This is a genomic window from Leptolyngbya sp. AN10, from assembly GCF_050565645.1.
Lineage (GTDB): Bacteria > Cyanobacteriota > Cyanobacteriia > Leptolyngbyales > Leptolyngbyaceae > Leptolyngbya.
Window position 1 is genome coordinate 91,975 of sequence record NZ_JBNXVP010000022.1, and the last position, 21,435, is coordinate 113,409.

General features: G+C 48.9%; 12 protein-coding genes and 1 pseudogene. 4 read left to right on the forward strand and 9 right to left on the reverse strand.

Annotated elements, in window-relative coordinates; translation table 11 throughout:
- Positions 1-106 precede the first annotated feature (106 nt).
- The 4 genes and pseudogenes from ACQ4M5_RS26705 to rpsT form a co-directional block, all read right to left on the reverse strand.
- Positions 107-6,013 (reverse strand): annotated as a pseudogene (locus ACQ4M5_RS26705) (DNA-directed RNA polymerase subunit beta').
- A gap of 125 nt (positions 6,014-6,138) precedes the next feature.
- Complete coding sequence (gene rpoB, locus ACQ4M5_RS26710) at positions 6,139-9,462, reverse strand: DNA-directed RNA polymerase subunit beta (RefSeq protein ID WP_430678777.1); 3,324 nt, start codon at positions 9,460-9,462, stop codon at positions 6,139-6,141.
- A gap of 578 nt (positions 9,463-10,040) precedes the next feature.
- Positions 10,041-10,844: a TatD family hydrolase gene (locus ACQ4M5_RS26715; protein ID WP_430678778.1), complete on the reverse strand. Its 804-nt coding sequence runs from the start codon at positions 10,842-10,844 to the stop codon at positions 10,041-10,043.
- On the reverse strand, positions 10,845-11,141 hold the full coding sequence (gene rpsT, locus ACQ4M5_RS26720; RefSeq protein WP_430678779.1) for a 30S ribosomal protein S20: 297 nt from the start codon (positions 11,139-11,141) through the stop codon (positions 10,845-10,847).
- A gap of 213 nt (positions 11,142-11,354) precedes the next feature.
- Between rpsT and hisD the strand changes: the two genes are divergently transcribed.
- From hisD to ACQ4M5_RS26735, 3 genes are all read left to right on the forward strand, one after another.
- On the forward strand, positions 11,355-12,665 hold the full coding sequence (hisD, locus tag ACQ4M5_RS26725; protein ID WP_430678780.1) for a histidinol dehydrogenase: 1,311 nt from the start codon (positions 11,355-11,357) through the stop codon (positions 12,663-12,665).
- A gap of 67 nt (positions 12,666-12,732) precedes the next feature.
- Positions 12,733-13,389: a phosphoribosyltransferase gene (locus ACQ4M5_RS26730; protein WP_430678781.1), complete on the forward strand. Its 657-nt coding sequence runs from the start codon at positions 12,733-12,735 to the stop codon at positions 13,387-13,389.
- Positions 13,390-13,401: 12 nt separating this feature from the next.
- Entirely contained in the window at positions 13,402-13,728 is a 327-nt protein-coding gene (locus ACQ4M5_RS26735; protein WP_430678782.1) for a hypothetical protein, read from the forward strand.
- On the opposite strand, the gene hpsP is transcribed toward ACQ4M5_RS26735, so the two are convergent.
- The 3 genes from hpsP to hpsN are packed head-to-tail and all read right to left on the reverse strand — an operon-like array spanning position 13,695 to position 17,018.
- Positions 13,695-14,876 (reverse strand): hormogonium polysaccharide biosynthesis glycosyltransferase HpsP, encoded by a 1,182-nt coding sequence (gene hpsP, locus ACQ4M5_RS26740; protein WP_430678783.1) that lies wholly within the window; start codon positions 14,874-14,876, stop codon positions 13,695-13,697. The genes ACQ4M5_RS26735 and hpsP overlap by 34 nt on opposite strands.
- 1 nt (position 14,877) lies before the next feature.
- Complete coding sequence (gene hpsO, locus ACQ4M5_RS26745; protein ID WP_430678784.1) at positions 14,878-16,041, reverse strand: hormogonium polysaccharide biosynthesis glycosyltransferase HpsO; 1,164 nt, start codon at positions 16,039-16,041, stop codon at positions 14,878-14,880.
- Positions 16,038-17,018: a hormogonium polysaccharide biosynthesis glycosyltransferase HpsN gene (gene hpsN, locus ACQ4M5_RS26750; RefSeq protein WP_430678785.1), complete on the reverse strand. Its 981-nt coding sequence runs from the start codon at positions 17,016-17,018 to the stop codon at positions 16,038-16,040. The genes hpsO and hpsN overlap by 4 nt, the downstream gene beginning before the upstream one ends.
- Before the next feature lie 535 nt (positions 17,019-17,553).
- Between hpsN and ACQ4M5_RS26755 the strand changes: the two genes are divergently transcribed.
- Complete coding sequence (locus ACQ4M5_RS26755; protein WP_430678786.1) at positions 17,554-18,594, forward strand: Npun_R2821/Npun_R2822 family protein; 1,041 nt, start codon at positions 17,554-17,556, stop codon at positions 18,592-18,594.
- A 305-nt stretch (positions 18,595-18,899) separates the two neighbouring features.
- On the opposite strand, the gene ACQ4M5_RS26760 is transcribed toward ACQ4M5_RS26755, so the two are convergent.
- Entirely contained in the window at positions 18,900-19,769 is an 870-nt protein-coding gene (locus ACQ4M5_RS26760) for a glycosyltransferase family 8 protein (RefSeq protein ID WP_430678787.1), read from the reverse strand.
- A gap of 50 nt (positions 19,770-19,819) precedes the next feature.
- Positions 19,820-21,415 (reverse strand): hormogonium polysaccharide biosynthesis protein HpsL, encoded by a 1,596-nt coding sequence (hpsL, locus tag ACQ4M5_RS26765; protein WP_430678788.1) that lies wholly within the window; start codon positions 21,413-21,415, stop codon positions 19,820-19,822.
- Between the last annotated feature and the right edge of the window lie 20 nt (positions 21,416-21,435).

Sequence of the window (21,435 nt, forward strand, 5' to 3'; positions counted from 1 at the left end):
TCCTTGGTCTTCTACATTAGCGGATTGTTGGAGTCAACCACTAGCAAAATGCAAAAAAAACCTCCCAGAACGATTCTGAGAGGTTTCAAATGATCAACGATCGAGCTTACAGATCGTCATCCATATCATCTGCAATCAAGTCATCGTCATCATCCAGAATGGGCGAGAAGATCGCATCGGGATCGCTCTCCTCAGTGCTTCCAAAGCTCTCAAAGCTGAAACTTGGGCGTTCTTCCAAAGTCTCTAAGCCATAAGAACGAGCAGTACGATCGTCGAGTACCATGTCCGAGAAGTCCGTATCCTCATCAAAGATCGTCGGATCGTAAACCGGATCAATGTCAGGACTACCGACTTCTTCGTAAGCATTGAAGCCCGTTCCCGCAGGAATCAGACGACCAATGATCACGTTTTCTTTCAGACCGCGCAACCAGTCGGATTTTCCTTCGATCGCGGCTTCTGTCAGAACGCGAGTCGTTTCTTGGAAACTTGCCGCTGAGATGAAGCTATCGGTGTTCAACGAAGCTTTGGTAATCCCAAGCAACACAGGTTCGTATTGAGCAGGTGCACCCCCCGTGATCGACATGGCATCATTCACCTGTTCGATTTGGTAGATTTCCACCAACTCACCCGGCAGCATCGTCGTATCGCCACCATCTTCGACCCGCGCTTTCGAGGTCATCTGACGCACCACCACTTCGATGTGTTTGTCCGAAATATCAATCCCTTGAGATTGATACACCGACTGCACTTCGTTCACCAAGAAAGTTTGCACTTCCCGCAGGCTGAACAGTGAAGCATCGTGTAACGCGCCTTCCTCTAGCTTCGCTTTGAACATGACTTCGAGCAGTTCATGAGGATTCGCAGGACCATCCGTGAGCCGTTCTCCAGCCGCCACGTCCTGACCATCTGAGATGATCACGTTTTGTCCAGGTCCGATCGGGTATTCGGTAATCAAACCTTCTCGATCGACAATCTTCACTTCAACCGAATCATCTTCGCCGTACACCACTTGAGCCGTTCCCGCCCGACGAGCCAGGATACAAGCTTCTTTGGGTTTCCGAGCTTCGAGCAGTTCCTCAATTCTCGGTAGACCTTGAATGATGTCTCCCGTCTTGGTGCGCTCGAAAATCAGCAGTACGAGATTATCGCCCCGTTGTACCAGGTCGCCATCATCGACGTGCAAGACTGCACCCGGAGAGACGCGGTACGGACGAGCCACCCGCAGCGTGACTTGGTTTCCGGTAACGTTGAGCACTTGACCGGATTCTTCAAGCGTCACACCTGAACCCACGTCAGTTCCAGCAATCAGCAGTTCGCCTGCTTTGGCGGTGGGACTGTTAGCTTCGATCGTGACCGTATCGGCATCGCGCACCACGAGAATGCGTCGAATCGATTCCGCCCCTTGTCGAATCCCTTGAACTTCGCCCGCTTCCTTACACTGAATCTTCGTTCGAGCGACGACCGCACCCGCCGAAATCTGGTCGCCATCTTTGACCATCACTTCAGTTTGGGTACTGCCCTGAGTCACATCTGCCGCGATATCCCGACGAATCACCAGCGCTTCGAGAATCACAAGCTGTAAGCGCATGACTTCCGGATCGGTCTCATCAGGAATCAATTCGATGTCGGCTGCGAGTTGGGCATCTTGATCGACTTCAAGCACAAGCTGAGTTCGGAGCAGTTCCAAGCCTTCGACCGATTTGACGCGCTCACCATCTTTATACGGCAGGCGTTGTACGGCTCTGAGGCGAATTGCCCGTCCAGAATCTTCTTTCGTCGAATCTTGGCTCGGTACAGACGGTTCATCCGGTACGTTGAATTCCGTCACTGGACGCAGCAGAATTGCTGGACCTTCAGGCGTTTCAACATACTCGGCGTAGCGCAGTTCATCGGCAACTAATCCGGGCATTACTTGTTGTCCAGGATTCACCAAGACGGCTTCCCGCGTGATCACATCATCCAGGCTATCGATCATGTGTAGATCGCCTGGTTTAACGACGACTTCGCGCAGAATGTCGTTTTTCTGAGTCACTTCAATGACACCGTTGCTTTGACAGAAGATATCTTTGACAACTTCTGTACCCGCTTCCACGTACTGACCGTCTTCGACCATCAGCAGTGAAATGTCTTTGTTGACTTCATGCGCTTCTTCAGGAATCCAAAGCAGCGTTCCGCCCTTGATCACTTCGTAACCCAGTTTGGCTTTTCCTTTCTTACCGACTTCCACACCAGAGTATTTGATAATTCCTCCGGTTTGAGTGTGATAGCGATCGTCTCTCAGTTCTGCCACGACTTGTCCGTTCGTGACCTGAGTTCCGGGAGTCGCTTTCAGTAAAAAGGTTTGATTGCCCGTGGTTTCGAGCATATACTGGTCGCGCCCTTGGTGCGTTTCCGCCCGAACTCGCGCTTCATCCAGCATCACCGATGCGGTAATGATCTGAATCTCACGTCCACCTTTGCTGTTTTCTGAAGGCACTTCGGACAGCCGAACCACACCGCCGTTTTCGGTGACGAGTTTGGTTTCTGCGATCGTTCCTCCTGCTTCGACTCGATCGCCGTTTTTCACCACAGGTTCAGCACCCGGCGGCAGGTTATACACTTCCCCAGATAGCACCCACATCAAACCGCCTCTTTGTGCAGTCCGAGTCGTATTGCCTTGACGGTCTTTCTTTTCTTCCGGGACAACATCCGCAAACCGAACTTCACCCGCGAGGTCAGATGCTACGTCTTTCGATGCTTTTTCAGTGGTCTTACGTCCCCGTCCAGTCAGCGGAACTTCTGCCATGGTTTGACCCACTTTGACTTTCTGTCCGTCTCTCACCATCAAGGTCGCACCTTGCGAAACGGTGAAGTCTTGCTGCTGTCCGCCAGATCCTTCGACGGTGATTTTGATTTCTGAGCCAGCCGATTCAACAATCAGCGCATCTTCCCCGTGACGAGTCCGATACGGGCGAGTTCTCAAACGCTTCGGAACTTTTACGGTTCCATCGAAGTTTGCTCTCTCTTGACGCGCCATTTCTCCGGTAAACACCCCACCCGTGTGGAATGTCCGCATCGTCAACTGCGTACCCGGTTCCCCGATCGATTGAGCCGCGATGATTCCGACCGCTTCCCCGATATCGACCATGTGTGCGTGTGCCAAACTCCATCCGTAGCAGTGCTGACACACCGATCGAGCGGATTCACAAGTCAGCGGCGATCGCACCACGACTTGTTCAACCTTTTTCTTCCCAATAATTTGAGTAATGTCATTGGAAATCGCTTCGTTGCGGGCGATGATGACTTCTCCAGTTTCTGGATCAAGCACATCTTGAGCCGCAACGCGACCAAGGAGACGATTTTTCAGCGGAATTAAAACGCGATCGCCATCCATCATCGGACGAACCGGAATTCCCCGTTCTGTACCGCAATCGAGTTCACGGATGATCACGTCTTGCGAGACATCCACTAATCGACGAGTTAAGTATCCAGAGTCAGCGGTTCTAAGTGCTGTATCTACAAGACCTTTCCGCGCACCGTAAGAGGAAATAATGTACTCGGTAACGGTCAGACCTTCTCGGAAGTTGGTTTTAATTGGCAAGTCGATGATTTCCCCTTGTGGGTTTGCCATCAGACCGCGCATTCCGACCAACTGACGAACCTGGGAGATGTTACCCCGCGCTCCGGAGAACGCCATCATGTAGACCGAGTTCAAGGGGTTGTTCGATCGAAAGTGTCGAACCACTTCATCTTTCAGTTCTTCACTGGCTCCGTTCCAGGTATCGATTACCTTTTGGAACCGTTCCACTTCAGTGATTTCGCCGCGTGTGTATTTTTCTTCAGTGTCGCGAATCGTCTCAGTTGCGGCATCAAGAAGCGCTTTCTTTGTCGGTGGAATTTGCAAATCATCGACGCTGATCGAGACCCCTGCTCGTGTTGCATATCGGAAGCCAAGATCTTTGATCAAGTCTGCCATCTGTGCGGTGCGAGCGGTGCCGTAATGGGTGAATGCCCATGCGATCAAGTTGGTGAGTTCTTTTTTGTTGATAACCTGATTGCGAAAAACTTGCTTTTCTGAGTTCTGCTCTGCCATGCTGTGCCCCATTTGTGCCATGAGATGTGTGTTAGGGGTGTGGGATAAGAGAATTTCCCTTATCCCGACTCCCTTCTAGCCCGCTAACGCATCAATCACCGTCTTGTTGTAGATAATCCGCCCTGGTGTGGTCTTGATGTATTGAGAAATCACGCTGCCGTCTGCATCTTCTCGTCTGCGGCAAGATTCGTAGACCTTGGTAACAATGCCATCCACTTCTTGCTGCTCGATCAGTTCACCGTTTCCACCTTCGACTTCTCCATCGAATCGCACCCAAATATAAGAGTGCAATTCAACTTCGTTCTGTTCATAAGCCGTGATCGCATCGTCCAGACTGGAGAAGTAACGTCCTTCGCCTTTCGTGGCTTCTGGATTTTCTGCGGTCAGGTAGTAGCAACCCAAGACCATATCTTGGCTCGGTGTAATGATCGGACGACCCGTTGCAGGCGAAAGGATGTTATTCGATGCCAGCATGAGGAGTCGCGCTTCTGCCTGAGCTTCAAGCGAGAGAGGAACGTGAACCGCCATTTGGTCTCCGTCAAAGTCAGCGTTAAACGCCGGACAGACGAGCGGGTGCAGTTGAATCGCACGACCGTCTACCAGAATCGGTTCAAAGGCTTGAATTCCCAAGCGGTGAAGCGTCGGAGCGCGGTTCAGGAATACAGGGTGTCCTTCGATCACCTCTTCTAAAACGTCCCAAACGGTCGGATCATTGCGCTGAATGAGTTTCTTCGCGGCTTTGATGTTGTTCACTAAGCCTTGACGAATCAAGCGGTGAATCACGAACGGTTGGAAAAGCTCGATCGCCATTTCTCTCGGTAGTCCGCACTGATGAATCTTCAGTTTTGGACCCACGACAATGACCGATCGTCCAGAGTAGTCAACCCGCTTCCCTAGAAGGTTCTGACGGAATCGACCCTGTTTCCCTTCGATAATGTCAGAGAGCGATTTCAACGGACGGTTATTCGCACCAACTACAGTTCGACCGCGACGACCGTTATCGATCAGTGCATCGACCGCTTCTTGCAACATCCGCTTTTCATTTCGCACGATGATTTCTGGTGCGAGAATTTCTTGCAAACGCGCCAAACGGTTATTCCGGTTGATCACACGACGATAAAGATCATTCAAGTCCGAAGTCGCGAATCGTCCACCATCTAACTGCACCATCGGACGCAGATCCGGTGGAATCACAGGAATCACATCCAGCACCATCCAATCAGGAAGTGATCCGGTTGCGATGAAGTTATCCAACACCCGCAGACGTTTGATCAATTTGGCGCGTTTTTGCCCTTTAGAAACTGCAATTTCTTCGCGCAGTCTCTCTGCTTCTTCGTCCAAGTTGATGTCTTGTAAAAGCTGCTTCAATGCTTCCGCACCGATACCCACTTCTACCCCGACAAGCTGCGAATCTTCGCTGTACAGTTCGTCTTCAATCTCAATCCACTGATCTTCTGTCAGCAATTGCTTGTAAGTCAGATTCTCAGCATTTCCAGCATTGAGAACGACATAGGCGTTGAAGTAAACGATCTGCTCAACATCACGCAGAGGCATGTCGAGCAAAATCGCCATATAGCTCGGAATCCCCTTGAGATACCAAACGTGAGCGACTGGAGCCGCGAGTTTGATGTATCCCATCCGGTGACGGCGAACTCTTGATTCCGTTACTTCTACACCGCAGCGTTCACACACGATTCCCCGGTGACGAACGCGCTTATACTTCCCGCAATGGCATTCCCAATCCTTTGCAGGTCCAAAAATCCGCTCACAAAACAAGCCATCCATTTCGGGCTTGAGTGTTCGGTAGTTAATTGTTTCTGGCTTGGTGACTTCTCCAACGACTTGCCCATTCGGTAAAGTCCGCTCTCCCCATTGGCGAATGCGCTCCGGAGATGCCAGACCGATTTTTACATAGTCAAACCGCTGTTCTAGCTTTGGCATCGTGTTGTCCTTGAGTTGATGTAGCGACAAAAGGTTTGGGGTGTTAGATGCTGGATGCTAGGGGGATAAAGTCATCGACTAAACACCCAATCCCTAACACCCAACCCCTGACACCCTCTGTTGTTCTAGTCTTCGTCGTCTTCGAGCGATTCACGCGAAATCGATTCGTAGGTTGGACGAGACGGAGCGCGACGGCTATTGACATCTGCCATCAAATCGACTTCCATATCGCGGCTACTGCCGTCATCCTTGGTTTCGACTTTGTGAACGGCGACATCAAGACAAAGCGACTGCAATTCTCGCATCAACACCTTGAAGGATTCCGGTGTTCCTGGTCGTGGAATCGCTTTCCCTTTGACGATCGCGTTCAGCGCTTCATTCCGTCCTTGCATATCGTCGGATTTCACGGTCAGCAATTCTTGAAGTGTGTAAGCGGCTCCAAATGCTTCGAGCGCCCACACTTCCATTTCTCCGAATCGCTGTCCACCTTGCTGCGCTTTTCCACCCAACGGCTGCTGAGTAACGAGCGAGTAAGGTCCGGTCGATCGTGCGTGGATCTTGTCGTCTACCAAGTGAACCAGCTTCAGCATATATGCTTTACCGATCGTAATTGCTCGATCGAAGGCTTCTCCGGTTCGTCCGTCATAGACTTGGATCTTGCCTGGATCATCCGGGTTATAAAGCCAGTAGCCATCGGCGGTCGCTTTAATCCGAGAGTCTTGAGCTTCTTGGAGCTTGCCATGCACCGATTCACGCGATTTCTCTTCACCGTGCATTTCATCGAACGGCACGATCTTGAATCGAGCTTCGAGACATTCAGCCGCCCAGCCTAGGAGACATTCGTAGACTTGACCCACGTTCATCCGGCTTGGTACACCCAGCGGATTGAGAACGATATCCACAGGAGTGCCATCAGGAAGATAGGGCATATCTTCGATCGGTAAAATCCGCGAGATAATTCCTTTGTTTCCGTGTCGTCCCGCCATCTTGTCGCCGACTTGGATCTTCCGTTTCTGTGCGACATAGACGCGAACGACCATGTTTGCACCCGGTGGCAGTTCATCACCTTGCTCACGAGTAAACACCCGGACATCAACGATCCGACCTTTTTCACCGTTCGGAACGCGCAGCGAGTTATCGCGCACATCACGAGCTTTCTCACCGAAGATCGCTCTCAAGAGTTTTTCTTCAGGTGGCTGATCCGATTCACCTTTCGGCGTGACTTTACCGACGAGAATATCGCCCGCTTCAACGTATGCACCGATGCGAATGATGCCGTTTTCATCCAATTGGCGCAGAGAATCTTCCCCAACGTTCGGAATTTCGCGAGTGATTTCTTCAGGTCCAAGCTTCGTCTGACGCGCTTCGATCTCGTACTTCTCAATGTGAATCGAGGTGTAAACGTCGTCATACACGAGGCGTTCGCTGATCAGAATTGCGTCCTCGTAGTTGTAACCTTCCCACGGCATGTACGCCACGAGAATGTTTTGTCCGAGTGCCAATTCACCGCGCTCAGTTGCAGAACCATCCGCGAGAATTTCACCTGCGACCACCTTATCCCCAACAAAGACGATCGGGCGTTGGTTCAAACAAGTATCTTGGTTCGATCGCTGATATTTCTGAACCTGGTACTCGATCTCTTTATTGGTCTGAGCGTCACGAACCCGAATCGAATTCGCATCAACGTAGCTCACTTCACCGTCACAACGGCTCACGATTACCATCCCAGAGTCACGCGCCGCCTGTGCTTCCAAGCCCGTTCCCACTAAAGGACGTTCTGGACGCAACAGAGGAACCGCTTGTCGTTGCATATTCGATCCCATCAGCGCTCGGTTCGCGTCATCGTGTTCGAGGAACGGAATCAGCGAAGTCGCAACTGAGATGATCTGCACCGGAGAAACGGCTACATAGTCCACTTCTTCAGGCGTTGCGGTTGTGAAATCTTGACGGTAGCGAACTGCGATCGATTCCCCGATGATGTTGTTGTCTTCATCGGTGTTGATGTCACCCGCTGCCACCCGCAGATCGTCCTCTTCGTCCGCAGTCATATAAACCGCAGGGATATCTTTGCGAACTCGACCGTTTTCCACCTTGTAATAAGGAGTGGCGATAAAGCCGTAAGGATTGACTCGTGCGTGAGTTGCGAGTGATCCGATCAGACCTGCGTTCGGACCTTCAGGAGTTTCGATCGGGCAAATCCGTCCATAGTGTGACGGGTGAATGTCACGAACCGCGAAGCCAGCCCGTTCACGAGTTAGACCGCCTGGACCTAATGCACTAATCCGGCGTTTGTGCGTCAATTCAGCCAATGGATTCGTTTGATCCATGAACTGCGACAACTGCGACGAGCCAAAGAATTCTTTGATCGCAGCGACTAACGGTTTCGGGTTGACCAAGGATGCAGGAGTCAGAGAATCCGCATCAGAAACCGTCATCCGTTCCCGAATGATTCTTTCTAAACGGTTCAAGCCGACTCGAACTTGGTTTTGCAGCAGTTCACCGACGGAACGAACGCGACGATTACCTAAGTGGTCAATATCGTCGATCATGCCGATATCGAATTCCAGATTGATCAGATAGTCGATCGCGCTGAGAATGTCTTGCGGTGTGAGAACACGAGTCGTTTCGGGTACGTTCAAGCGGAGTTTCTTGTTCAGCTTGTAACGTCCCACTTTGCCCAAGTCGTAGCGTTTGGGATCAAAGAATCTGGATTCTAAAAGCTGTGCCCCACCTGAAACCGTCGGAGGTTCACCCGGACGCAATTTCCGGTAAAGCTCCATTAGCGCTTCTTCTTCGCCGTATTGACCTTCTTTCTCGATCGTTTTCTGGAAGTATTCTGGATGGCGCAACGAATCAAAGATCTCGTTATCGGTCAGACCCAATGCTTTCAATAGCACTTGAGCCGAGAGTTTCCGAGTTTTGTCGATCCGCACCCAAACCAAGTCATTCTTGTCGGTTTCAAATTTCAGCCAAGCGCCTCGGTTCGGAATCAAACTCGCGTTGTAAGTCCGACGACCGTTCTTATCGGTTTCTGATTTGTAGTACACACCAGGACTACGGACAATCTGGTTGACGATCACCCGTTCTGCACCGTTAATGATGAACGTTCCGCGATCGGTCATCAACGGCAAGTCTCCGATAAAGACTTCCTGTTCTTTGATTTCCCCGGTCTCTTTATTGATGAGGCGAGTGGGGACGTACATTTGAACCGCGTAAGTGCTATCCCGGCGTTTCGCTTCATCCACATCGTACTTCGGGCGTTTCAGCTTGAAGTTCTTTCCGATGAAGTGAAGTTCTAACTTCCCGGTATAGTCAGTAATAGGCGAAAAACTATCGAGTTCTTCAATCAAGCCTTCTTCGAGGAACCAGCGGAAGCTTGCCCGCTGAATCTCGACTAGATCCGGTAACACGAAGGCGGGAGTGTTGTAGGTCGTCAGCTGCTCAGTCATGCGTCTCCTCTGAAGGGTCGCGGGCGATCGCGAATCCCAGATTTTACGGTAATTGCAAAAATATGTCAATGCAAAAAGTTTGGGCTTCTTAAGAATCCCAAAACAACGAAATATTTAGTTAAGTGAACGGGGTAGTAGCCAGTTGAGCCTCCAAGGTTTCTGAGGGTTGGAACGAAAAAGGTGAGCCGCGAAGCCTTGATTCGTTTTCGAGTCAACTTCTCAAAAGAGAGGTTGAGGAGTCAACAGGTTGGGGGTGATCAAAATTGAGCCTAGTAATTTTCGCACTCCTCTCATTATGGCGCAAGTTTTTCATTTTGTGTCTTGACGATCCCGCGAATTTGTGTGATCCAGTTTGGGAGAATTTTCGCGCTCGGCTGGGATGGGTGTTGCCCTTAGCCAGAATCTCTGTATGGAGACAGTTCTGCGCTCCGATGCTTCGGGGTTCGCCCCTTAAGTCCCCCATTCTGGGGGACTAAGAGCAAGAAGAATTTCTAGAAGACTAGAGCGGTTTTATCCTTCAAAGTCCCCCAAATTTGGGGGATTTAGGGGGCATTAGCCGATTCAATCGAAGACAAAATTCAAACTGTCGCAAGTTCAGGAACAGTTAGACCAAAGAGTTGACAAGCGTTTCGAGTCGTCTGGGCGGCTAATTGCTCTAGCGGAATTTCCCGCAAAGCTGCCACCTGACGCGCCACGTACTGAACATAGGAAGGCTCATTCCGTCGTTCACCACGCTTTGGAACGGGAGCAAGAAAGGGACAATCGGTTTCGATCAAAATACGATCGCTGGGCACAATTCGCGCCGATTCATGAATTTGCTTCGCATTCTTAAACGTGACCGTTCCACTAAAACTAATGTAAAACCCCAAATCGAGAAACCATTGAGTTTCTTCAGGAGTTCCACCCCAACAGTGCATCACGCCTTTGACTTGTCCGTGTTCCTGGCAAAACTGCCTCAACACTTGCGCCATTGTTTCAGCGGCATCGCGACAGTGAATAATCGCAGGCAAATCTAACTGTTTCGCGATCGCTAACTGCGTCCGAAATGCTTCGATTTGCTGTTCTCGATTCTCTGCCTTGAAAAAATCCAGACCCATTTCCCCGATCGCGACCACTCGTTGATCCGATTGCGCGAGGGTCAGAATCTCCGAAACTGAGGTATCCGACCATTTTTCCTCAACATCTAACGGGTGGAGTCCCACCGCAAAAAAGAGTTCAGGAAAGCGATCGGCTAACGCTCGAATCTCATCGAATTCCGATGGCTCAACGCAGGAGTGAACAAGACGAACGACCCCTGCCTCACGCCAACGCGCAGCGATCGCATCCAAGTCCGGCTCGAATGCGTCGAAATTGATATGAACGTGAGTATCGATCAGTTGCATTTAGGAAGCTGCTGCGGTTTGCTTCTTCAGGGCACGACTGAGACGAGCTTTACGACGAGCGCCAGTATTGCGGTGGAGCACGCCCCGTTTCACAGCTTTATCGATTTTGCTGTAAGCAGCGGACATTGCTTCATCGACTGCCTTTTTCGCTTCATCTGACGGACTTGCCGCGAGCTGATCCACAGCCGTAAAGTATTTCTTCATCAGCGTTTTGATGGCTGACTTATAGGATTTATTTCGCAGACGGTTGCGTTCTGCGACTTCGACGCGCTTTTTAGCAGATTTGATATTTGCCACGGTGACTCTTGGAAAGCTTCTAGAATGGACAGAAAATAGTCAGATACAATACTATAGCACCGTTAACCAACGATCGTGTCTGAATCGCTAAAATCCAGGTTAAGCTAAATAAAGACGAGACGAAGCTCCCCAATTTAGGCGCGAGATCGTTAGAATCATTCAAACCCTGCATCATCTCGGACGGGTTCTTTTACGACTGACACTTCTAACTCCATGCTGCGAATTATCACTCAGTGGGCTGAGGCAAGATCTGAACTGCGACGAATTTGCGATCGCACTCATGACGATCAAGTTGTACATAAAGAAGCGACAGTCCGGGAGGTACTGCAAGCTGTTAAACGACAAGGCGATCGAGCGTTATTGGCGTACACATTAGAGTTTGACCAACAAGAATTAACACCCGAAGAATTGAAGGTGAGTGCGCGTGAGCTTGAAGATGCGTATCATCAAGTTTCTGGCGAACTCCTTTCCGCAATTCGTCTAGCGCGTCAACAGATTGAGGCGTTTCACCGTCAACGTGTCCCAAAAAGTTGGGTGCATTTTGGCGATGATGAAGTCGTGCTTGGAAAACGGTATACGCCTGTCGATCGTGCGGGCTTGTACGTTCCAGGCGGAAAGGCTTGCTATCCGAGTACGGTTTTGATGAATGCGGTTCCTGCGATCGTGGCTCAAGTGCCAAGAGTCGTAATGGTGACACCGCCCGGAAAAGATAAAGCAATTAATCCAGCGGTTCTGGTTGCGGCTCAAGAAGCAGGCGTAACTGAAATTTACCGAGTGGGAGGAGCGCAAGCGGTGGGCGCGTTGGCTTATGGAACTGAGACGGTTCCGAAGGTCGATGTGATCACGGGACCTGGCAATATTTATGTCACATTGGCGAAAAAGCTTGTTTATGGAACGGTCGGAATTGATTCGCTGGCGGGACCTTCAGAGGTTCTAGTGATTGCGGATCACACTGCTCATCCGACTCACGTTGCTGCGGATATGCTGGCGCAAGCAGAGCATGATACGCTGGCAGCCGCAATTTTGATTACCACCGATCCAATTTTGGCGCGAAAGGTTGCGGATGAAGTGGAGCAGCAGTTAATTGATCATCCGCGTCGGATTTTAACCGAAAAAGCGATCGCGCATTACGGCATTGTGATCGTGGTCGAGTCTCTGGAAGCCGCAGCAGAACTCTCAAACGAATTCGCTCCTGAACACTTAGAACTGGAAGTGGCTGATCCGTGGGAATTGCTGCAAAACATTCGACATGCTGGAGCGATTTTCTTAGGCGATTCGACCCCTGAAGCGGTAGGTGATTATCTTGCCGGACCAAATCACACGCTTCCGACTTCTGGATCGGCTCGATATGCTTCACCGCTTGGAGTTGAGACGTTCTTGAAGCACTCTAGCTTGATTCAATATTCGCCGATCGCACTTCAAAAAGTTGCGAGTGCGGTGGATACACTCGCGACCGCAGAAGGGCTGCATTCACACGCCAATTCGGTGAGAGTGCGGATGAACGATTTAGAAGGTGAATCGTAAGTCTCTGTCAGAACCAAGAGTCCTGATCTAAGCTGGGATTAGATTTTAGGTTTTGGCAGGAGGAACGATGTTCTCACCGCAATTGTCTCCAGATGCCATTTTGTTTGACGATCGAGCCGATGCCGCTCGCCAACTTGCTCAACTTGTTCTAAAAGAGGCTCAATCGATCGAGGCTCCTTTTGTCGTTTACGCCTTGCCGCGTGGAGGGGTCGGAATTGGAGCCGAAATCGCTCAAGCGCTTCGCTGTCCTTTAGATATTTTTGTTGCTAAAAAAATTACTCGTCCAAACGATCCAGAATTGGCGATCGGAGCTGTAACTGCTGATGGGCACATTTTACGATCGCTGAATTCCCGCCTTCCGGATTGGCAAGAAGCAGTCGATCGCGCTCAGAAGAAAGCAAAAGAACAGCTTGAACAATTTCAAGAGCGTCCGAATGTCACCGCGACAGACAAGATTGCTCTATTAGTTGATGACGGGATCGCGACCGGAATGACAATTTCTGTGGCAGCACAAGCTTTACGAGAACAGCACCCACGAGAAATTTGGATTTGTGCGCCTGTGGCTCCTGCGGTTTTGACCAAACGCTTGTATGATTATTGCGATCGCGTCTTAGTGCTGGCGGCTCCCGATCCTTTCTTAAGCGTCAGTCGGTTTTATCGATCGTTTCCGCAAGTGGAGATCGAAACTGCGATCGCGGACTTGAAAAAAACTTTACAAAACTGATAAAGATAGATCATGACAAGTTTTTTGGCGCGGGGAAGGTCTATGCGGCAGTGGCGGAGTTTTTGGTACACGATCGAGTTTATGAGCCAGGAGAATCCTCCCCAGCTAATCGAAACGCTGATGTTGGCACTGTCGATGGTGTTGTTTAGTGTCTGGATTGCTCAATCTGCGTTGGCGTATTTGCTGCTGGGATTGGTGCTGACGGTGGGGGCTTGCTCGTCGATTTTGGTGCGTGAGGCGTTGATTCCAGCGATTCGTCCGCGTCCGACTCAGGTGATGGCAACGTTGCTCCTGTTGGTGAGCCTTTATGGGTTTGCGGATTTGCTGTTGGCGCGTTGAATTTCGCCGTAAGCGGTGATCATTTGTTGGGCGATCGCGTTCCAACTATAGTTTTGTTTGGCGTGAATTTGGGCGTTTTTGCCGCGTCGGAGTTGTTCAACTCGATCGTGCAGCGCTTCATTGAGCGTTTGAGTCAGGCTCTCGACATCGCAAGAACAGATCCAACCGGAGTGCGATCGCTCGATTTCTTGCCAGATATGCACTTGATTAGAGATTACGACAGGCGTTCCGACGCTCATGGCTTCTGCCACGGCAATTCCAAAATTCTCGTAATACGAGGGGAGAACGAATAAGTCGGCGGTTTCGAGTAGAGCGGTTTTTTCGGCTCCGGTGATGAAACCGACGATCGAGGTTTTGTCTTTCAGCGGTGAGGATTGAATGCGATCGCGAATGGCGGTTTCGTAAATCGGATCTTGAGGGTTTGCACCAGCGAGAACGAAATGAAAATTTTGGTTGAGTTTCTCCAGAGCAGGAAGTAGCAGGTCTAATCCTTTTTTCGGCTCGATTCGCGACATGAAAAGTAGAATCGGCTTACCGCTTGGAATGCTAAATTTTTCACGAATTGAACTTGAATTAGAGGGTGGCAAACTTACACCAAGCGGGATCACGAGATCGTGTGTCACGGTATTAAATCGCTCGGAAATTTTGGCTTCTTGGTCGCTCGTGAAATGAACAGCGGCGGCTCTCGCGAGATTTGATCGTTCTAAAACCGCAGCATAGAGACGTTTAAGTTGGCGTTTCTTCTGAAGGTCAGCCGGATCGAGAGTTCCGAGTGGGCGAAGAATGTACGGGAGTTGACGCGATCGAGCCACCGCAGCAGAACAAGAACTCACTGGAGAAAATAGCGCGTGAATGTGGGCGAGATCGTAGTTCTGAGCGTTCTTAGATAGCCACTGGAGAAGGTCGATCGAGAACTTATACCGTCGAAACGGAGAACAGCGAAAGTAAATAATTTCGTAGCCGTTTTCAGCAATGGGAACGCCTAAAGGAACATCGAGCGGAGCTTGTCCGACATCGCCGTTTGAATCGGTTGTTACGATCGTCACTTCGATTCCCGCTTCTGCTAATGCGCTCGATAGTCCTAAAACCATCTGACTCGGACCACCGTAGACTAATGAGATCGACGGCACGATTTGTAAGATTTTCATGTTAGAGCGATCGATAAAATTCCAGTAATTCCTTTGCCAACGCCCGATTTGTATATTTCGCGATCGCACGTTGATATCCTTGCTGACCTAGTTCCTCAGCAAAGTTTCTGTTGTCCATTAATTGCTTGAGTCGATCGCTTAATTCCTCAACATTCCCTTCAGGAAATACCAATCCAGATTGTTCAATTACATTCGGAATCTCGCCCGAATCAGAACCAATGACCGGAACTTGACACGCCATCGCTTCGATTAAGACGTGCCCAAATTGTTCTTTCCAACCTGCGGAAGTTAAGGTCTTAAATTGATACGTTGTTTCAGAGGGTAAAACTAATGTGTTCATCAAATTGATATAGCGATAAACATCCGCATGAGGAACACTTTCGACCCAAATTAGTCGATCGCTAAATCCAAATTGTTCGGCTTGTTGTTGTACTTCTGATTTGAGTTCGCCGCGTCCGAGTAAAAGAAGCTTCCAATTGCGATCGCGAAGTTTCTCCAGTGCTTTGATTAGAGTAAGAATCCCTTTCTCTGGCACAAATCGCCCGACAAACCCCACAACAAAATTATCTGGTTGAATTCCTAATTGTGCAGCAAGTTTTGGCTGAGACTGAGGACAAAAAAGCGAATCATCTACACCTAATTGCGGCATGATGCTCATCTTTTTGGTGTAACCGCGATCGCGTAAAATTTCCGCTCCGTCTTTATTGCCTACAACAATTCCATCGGTATTTTTCAGGTTGTACGCTTCAAGCAATGAGACTGGAAACCTTAATGAATAAGGTAAATTCCACCAAGTAAAAAAGACGTTCTTCGCTTTGAGATTCAGTAATTTATTTAGTGTGATAGATTGCGCGTATGCAAGCGATTTCGAGCCTTGTTCAACTTGAATAATGTCCGGCTTGAACGATTTGAGCAGCGAAATTAGGTCAGATCCAAACGTTAATAATCCTTGATTGTTCTCACTGAAGTTAGAAACGGGAACCACTCGAAAAGAACCTTCTTCTCGATAGCGAGTCTCGATCGTATCTTTCATCACGCCGCCCGGTTTCCATCGCTTCGGAACGACGATCGTGACTTCGATTCCTGGTTCTAAGTTTGCTAAAGTTTTGAGCTTTTCGCAGTTGAGATCAACAATATATGAATGGCTGGCAACAAGGATTTTCATTGTTTCACCTCATCTTGACGGGTGTAAATCTGTCCGTTGTCCCAGAGAGAGCGAATAACTGTAGCGATCGCATTCAAAAAGCCCAAGGTGTAAAACCCAAATCGCGTCACAATCTTGATCGGTGAGCCGCTTTTATGACAGGGCGGACGACCTAATACATGGCAATCAAATAATCGGAAAAAGAATCGTGCGGCTTGTGAAACAGTGAGATTGTTCAAGCCCATCAAAAAATGATTGTGATAAAAGGTCATCTGATATTTCAGCGACTTAGTACTGATATCGTGACAGCCGCCCGTTTCTTCACCTAAATGCACTAATGACGCTTCTGGGTCGTACCAAATGATTAATCCAGTCTTTCGGAGTTTCAGACAGAAATCGGATTCTTCGCGGACTGCACTTCCCCGAAACCGCTCATCAAACCAGATGCCATATTTCTCAAACACTTCGCGGCGGTAAGACATATTACAGCCACGGGCACTTAGAACTTGTTGCGGCTTGACTGTATGGACTAAGTTCAAGTGATACCAAGCAATTCCTGGATCGTGTGCTTCCGGTGGCAAATCTTGAATTTCTAATCCTGCCTCAAAGTCGGCTAACTTCATCCGATCGAATACTCGTCCCGCGACTGCACCAATCTTGTCTGAGCGCTGATAATTCTTCGCGTGTGCCGCTAAATATCCAGGTTCAAGCTGCACATCATCATCAATGAAGACGAGGACTTCGCCTCTCGATCGACGAACTGCATAATTTCTCGCCCCTGGTAAACTCGCCCAATCGAGCTTAAACCATTGAATCTTTCCAACCTGGGCTAACTCTTCTAAAAACTGCTGGATATCCGGTTCATGCGCAGGCGTTTGATCAATAACTAACACCTCGTAATTCGGATAATCCTGTTTCAGAACATCAATCAGCGTCTCGCGTAACGGCTCTTCGCGCCCGTAGGTCGGGATGACAACAGAGAGAAAGGGCTGAGTCATAATGCCAGAGGAAACAACGCCGTTAGTGTTCCCAGAGACTTGAACTCCAAACCTTAGACAAAGAGCGAATTTTGCTTGAAAATGTGCGTTCTGATTTGTTGTACGCAAAAAACCTACTGAATTTCCTGGCATTAATACTGAAAGCGAGCCGCTTTGTGGAGCAGAGCACACTGTTTCTTACCAAGATCGCGCTGTTCCTTACCAAAATCGCGCTGTTCCTTACCAAAATCGCGACTTTGTAACAAAAATCGCGGCGTTCGTCACATCAATCAAGCGATTCGTCACGACAAGCACGACTTTGTAACAAAAATCGCGACTTTGTAACAAAAATCGCGGCATTCGTCACGACAAGCGCGATTTTATTGCTTCCGTTGCTTTTTTTCTTTAAATCTTTGACGGAAATAGTTTTTTAACCGATCGAGTTCCGACAACTCCAACGCACCACACTTCAGAAAACCCGCAGTAACGCGATCGTTCTTCTTAAATCATTCTGGGAAAGATGAAAGAAGCCTTTGCACTGATGAGGTTTATTGTCATGTCATCTCGTGGAATCTATACCTTAGCCAATGATGTGGTCTACGATCAGTTCATTGCATTGATCAATAGCATCGAAGCGAACGTCAGCACTGAAATTCCAATCTATGTCATTCCTTATGACCATCGCTGCGATCGCTTAAAGCAAGAAATCAACACGAGAGACAACGTAATCTTCTACGAAAACAAAGACTCGATCGAGCGTTGGGATGCGTTTACAGAAGAAGTTTGGGCTGCCCATCCGATCACAAAACAAGCCTCTTTCAAACGCCCTAAATGGTACAAGAGTCCATTAATGCGAAAGATGACTGCCTTTGATGGTCCGGCTGAAGAGTTCGTGTTTTACGATGCCGACAGTTTGGCAATGCAGCCTTTAGATAAAGTGTTTGCGAAACTGCACGAATACGATTTTGTTTTCGATGATTGGGAACACGCGAAACCAACCCCGATCGCAGCGTTTAATCTGGAACTCGTTCAGCAAGCGACTCAACTCTCTGAACCAGAAGCGCGGAAGAAAATTCACTGCTCTAGCTTTTTTGGTTCTAAACGTGGACTGCTCAACGCGCAGAACCAAGCTGTATTCAAGCAACATCTAATTGAGGATCAAGAGATTGCTTGGATTAACGAAAAATCTTGGTGGTGTGATGCGGACTTATTTAGCTACCTCACCTTTCGGCTCGATCGTCCCGCGTTTAATTTCACACTTAGCCCTGATGGACAAGATCGCACTGGAAACTGTGCCGATGGTGATCCGTTTGTTGTGCGGGATCAGGTGTTGTACAACCAAGACGGACTAAAGCCGATTCATCGACTGCACTACATGGGATATTCCTCGATCGAGTTTGCTCGCCTGTCCCAAGGAGAAGCCGTACAGCTTCCGCACAAAGAAGTTTTTCTACACTACCGTTTTCTCAAAAGTCCTGCCGAAAAACCGCGATCGCTAAAGCCACCTAGCCCAGTGGTGAAGTTCAATCGTTTCATCGGCAAAGCGGCAACCAAGGCGAGTACAACCCTTGAGAATTTCGTTGGTCAGCGGAGCTAACAGGGTGTTTGAAAATTAATCGTTCATCGCATTTACCCGCCCGGAGATTCATCTCCGGGCTAATCGTGGAAGCCCACTAAACTGGGCTAAGAACTCCGTATCACTCTCTTAGCCCGCTTCAGCGGGGTTTCCTCCATTAGCCCGGAGATTCATTTCCGGGCGGACTGGCAACGCAGCCAAGCCGCTTTTTATCCTTCTCAAACACCCTCTAAAACGCGAATTCTATTTGATCCACATCTTGAACCACATGGTGCGGCATTTTGTTGCCCGCTCCGATACTCTCAGAACGGGCAAACATTTAACTGCTAATTTGCAACTTTAGGCTTCAATCCACCTCTACGAACATAATTCCAAACATAGCGACCCGCTGAAAGTGCTTGTTTAGAATTTTGCGGCAATGTTGGAAAAGCATTCGACCAAGGAGACTGTTTCAAATACTTCCAATAAATCGCTTTATCAGGGTTCAAACACCAGATTTGCCAAGGCTTAAGCGAACCCACAAAATGCACGATCGCTGCATCTTCACCAAACTGCGATCGCTCCGTCGATAAATCCACCAGCGAATTCCATTTCTCTGGCAACTGCAAGAAATCACCATCAATAATTTTGTTCAAAGCATCTTGATCGACAAAGCGAATCATCTCAGGATGTTCATTCACAAATTGCATGGCTTGGGTTGGAATTTGATCCCGTCGCCACGCTGCCAAATTAATCAACATCACGCCTGAATTGAAGTAGTAATCATTTTGCAACTCTAGGCGCTTTTTGTTCGTGACCACTCGATGACCCCAAGCCGCGATCGGATACTCCGAAATGTCTAAGCTCCATAATTCGGCAAGTGAACTCGTCACGACCAAATCGGAATCCAGGTAAAGAACTCGATCGAGATCGCTTGGGAGAACTTCGGCAGCAAGCAAACGGAAATAAGCCGCGATCGAGAAATGCGCCGACAGTTTGAAGCTGCTAAATTGCTTGCCATCAATCTCATAAGTACAGAATGGAACTGCGTGATTTTTTTGCAATCGATCGAGCTTGGATTGTAGAGATTGACTTGCTCGATCGGTAATGATGTGAACTTTAGAAACCTGTCCAGGATTGTTGATTAACAGCGATGTCACTGCTACACCAAAATGCTGTTCGTAGCGAGTATCAAAGCAAAATAAGACTTCCATCATGAAACTCTTGAAGAAAATTTGCTCCTAGTGTGCCCACGTGCGATCGAGCCTTATTTGCGCTTTTTCTTCTTTTTCTTCGGATCTTCGATTGGCAGCGGCTCTAATCGATCGAGTTCCGGTAACTTCAACGCGACTCCCGCAAAAAACCAGTAGTACACTGCAACCGGGTCAACGTCCAACGGATAGTAATAAGTGTTGTAGCTAATACACAAAACAAACGTCCAGAAGACGGCTCCATATCCCCGGATATTCTTATCCTTGATGCCTCGAAACGCCCGAAAACATGCGATCGTTAAAGTCGTGACCAAAACGAGAAATAGGATGGTTCCAATCGGACCAATCTCATACATAACCTTGGGATAATAAGTCTCAATCAGTCTCGTATCTCCCAGCGCCCGTGCAGAATTCGTAGCTCGTCCTAATCCTTTTCCTAACAGACTCGCACCAGACACGACCATTTCAAACTGTTCTTGAATAAACGCATCAGGTGGCGAAGCATTCCAGCGACCGACCGCGCTATCGATTCGTTCTTGTACCACGGCTGGATTCGATGCCATCGCAACCACGATCGCGCCCGCTAACCCAACCCCGATCGGAATAAATCGCTTCAAATTGGCAATCTGCCCAGTCGTGAATAACTGAATCACGATCACGGTGGGAACGAGCATCAAGGCAATTCGCTGTCCACAAATCACCGCCATAATAATCGTCATCACCATTCCGATGCCGCCGATAATTTTCCAGATCAAATTACGATCGAAGAACGTCACCGCAAACGTCGTAAATGCACTCGTAATCAAGTACCAGCCCCACTGCCACGGAGCCACAAACGTTCCAGGGAGCCGAATTACGCCTTGTTCTGGTGTATAAAGTAGCGCTCCACCGACAAAGCATCGGGCATCCAGGGAAGCTTTGAATAATTCCGCGCCTTCGCCAACCGTTCCTTTACAGCGTCCAGTTTTCAGCATCATGTACTGCACAAACGCCAATCCACAGCAGATGATCACGACTACAACAGTAATTCGCATTAAATTGTAGACATCCTGCTTTCTCTTCATCAGATAGTAGGCGCAAGGAATCAGCGGCGCATATCCGAGAAGCACTTTCAAGCCCAGAATTCCCATGAAAAAAGGCTTCTCAGAAGGTCTGCCTGTAAACTGTTGTGCTCCATTCACAAACAGCAGCACCAAGACGCAATACACCAGCAGCAATAAAAGCGGTGTCTTCATCGACTTTGGGATCATCATCGAAAACTTGTGCTGCTTACAGTACTGATAAATCGCGACTAGGGCAGGAATGTACATTCCATCTTTCGCCAACTGCATCAGCGGATTGTTTCCGACGGTTGCGTAAGTGATCGTGCCACCGAACGGCATATAAATCAGAAAGGCATGAAGCGCGTACCACGGAAACTTAAACGACAGCATCAGGGTAAGAACACCGACAAATCCGCCGCCTCCCCCTTTAATTCCGCCGATCGCAAAAAGCGCCATTCCCACCACGATCGAGGTCATGGTCGCCATTGAGATAAAACTTACCGCTGCTTTTCGAGCTTGAATTGCTTTGCGCTTTTCCGCTAAACGCTCTTTCAAACTCAGCGTTGAATCAGTCTCGATCGAAGATTTTCCTTTCCGCTTTTTTGCCATCTGAGCCGGACAACCTGAGT

Coding starts and splice junctions, on each gene's coding strand:
- ACQ4M5_RS26760 (WP_430678787.1), bottom strand. CDS start 19,769: ATGATGGAAGTCTTATTTTGCTTTGATACTCGCTACGAACAGCATTTT.
- hpsO (WP_430678784.1), bottom strand. CDS start 16,041: ATGAAAATCCTTGTTGCCAGCCATTCATATATTGTTGATCTCAACTGC.
- hisD (WP_430678780.1), top strand. CDS start 11,355: ATGCTGCGAATTATCACTCAGTGGGCTGAGGCAAGATCTGAACTGCGA.
- ACQ4M5_RS26735 (WP_430678782.1), top strand. CDS start 13,402: ATGACAAGTTTTTTGGCGCGGGGAAGGTCTATGCGGCAGTGGCGGAGT.
- ACQ4M5_RS26730 (WP_430678781.1), top strand. CDS start 12,733: ATGTTCTCACCGCAATTGTCTCCAGATGCCATTTTGTTTGACGATCGA.
- ACQ4M5_RS26715 (WP_430678778.1), bottom strand. CDS start 10,844: ATGCAACTGATCGATACTCACGTTCATATCAATTTCGACGCATTCGAG.
- hpsP (WP_430678783.1), bottom strand. CDS start 14,876: ATGAAAATCTTACAAATCGTGCCGTCGATCTCATTAGTCTACGGTGGT.
- hpsN (WP_430678785.1), bottom strand. CDS start 17,018: ATGACTCAGCCCTTTCTCTCTGTTGTCATCCCGACCTACGGGCGCGAA.
- ACQ4M5_RS26755 (WP_430678786.1), top strand. CDS start 17,554: ATGTCATCTCGTGGAATCTATACCTTAGCCAATGATGTGGTCTACGAT.
- rpoB (WP_430678777.1), bottom strand. CDS start 9,462: ATGACTGAGCAGCTGACGACCTACAACACTCCCGCCTTCGTGTTACCG.
- hpsL (WP_430678788.1), bottom strand. CDS start 21,415: ATGGCAAAAAAGCGGAAAGGAAAATCTTCGATCGAGACTGATTCAACG.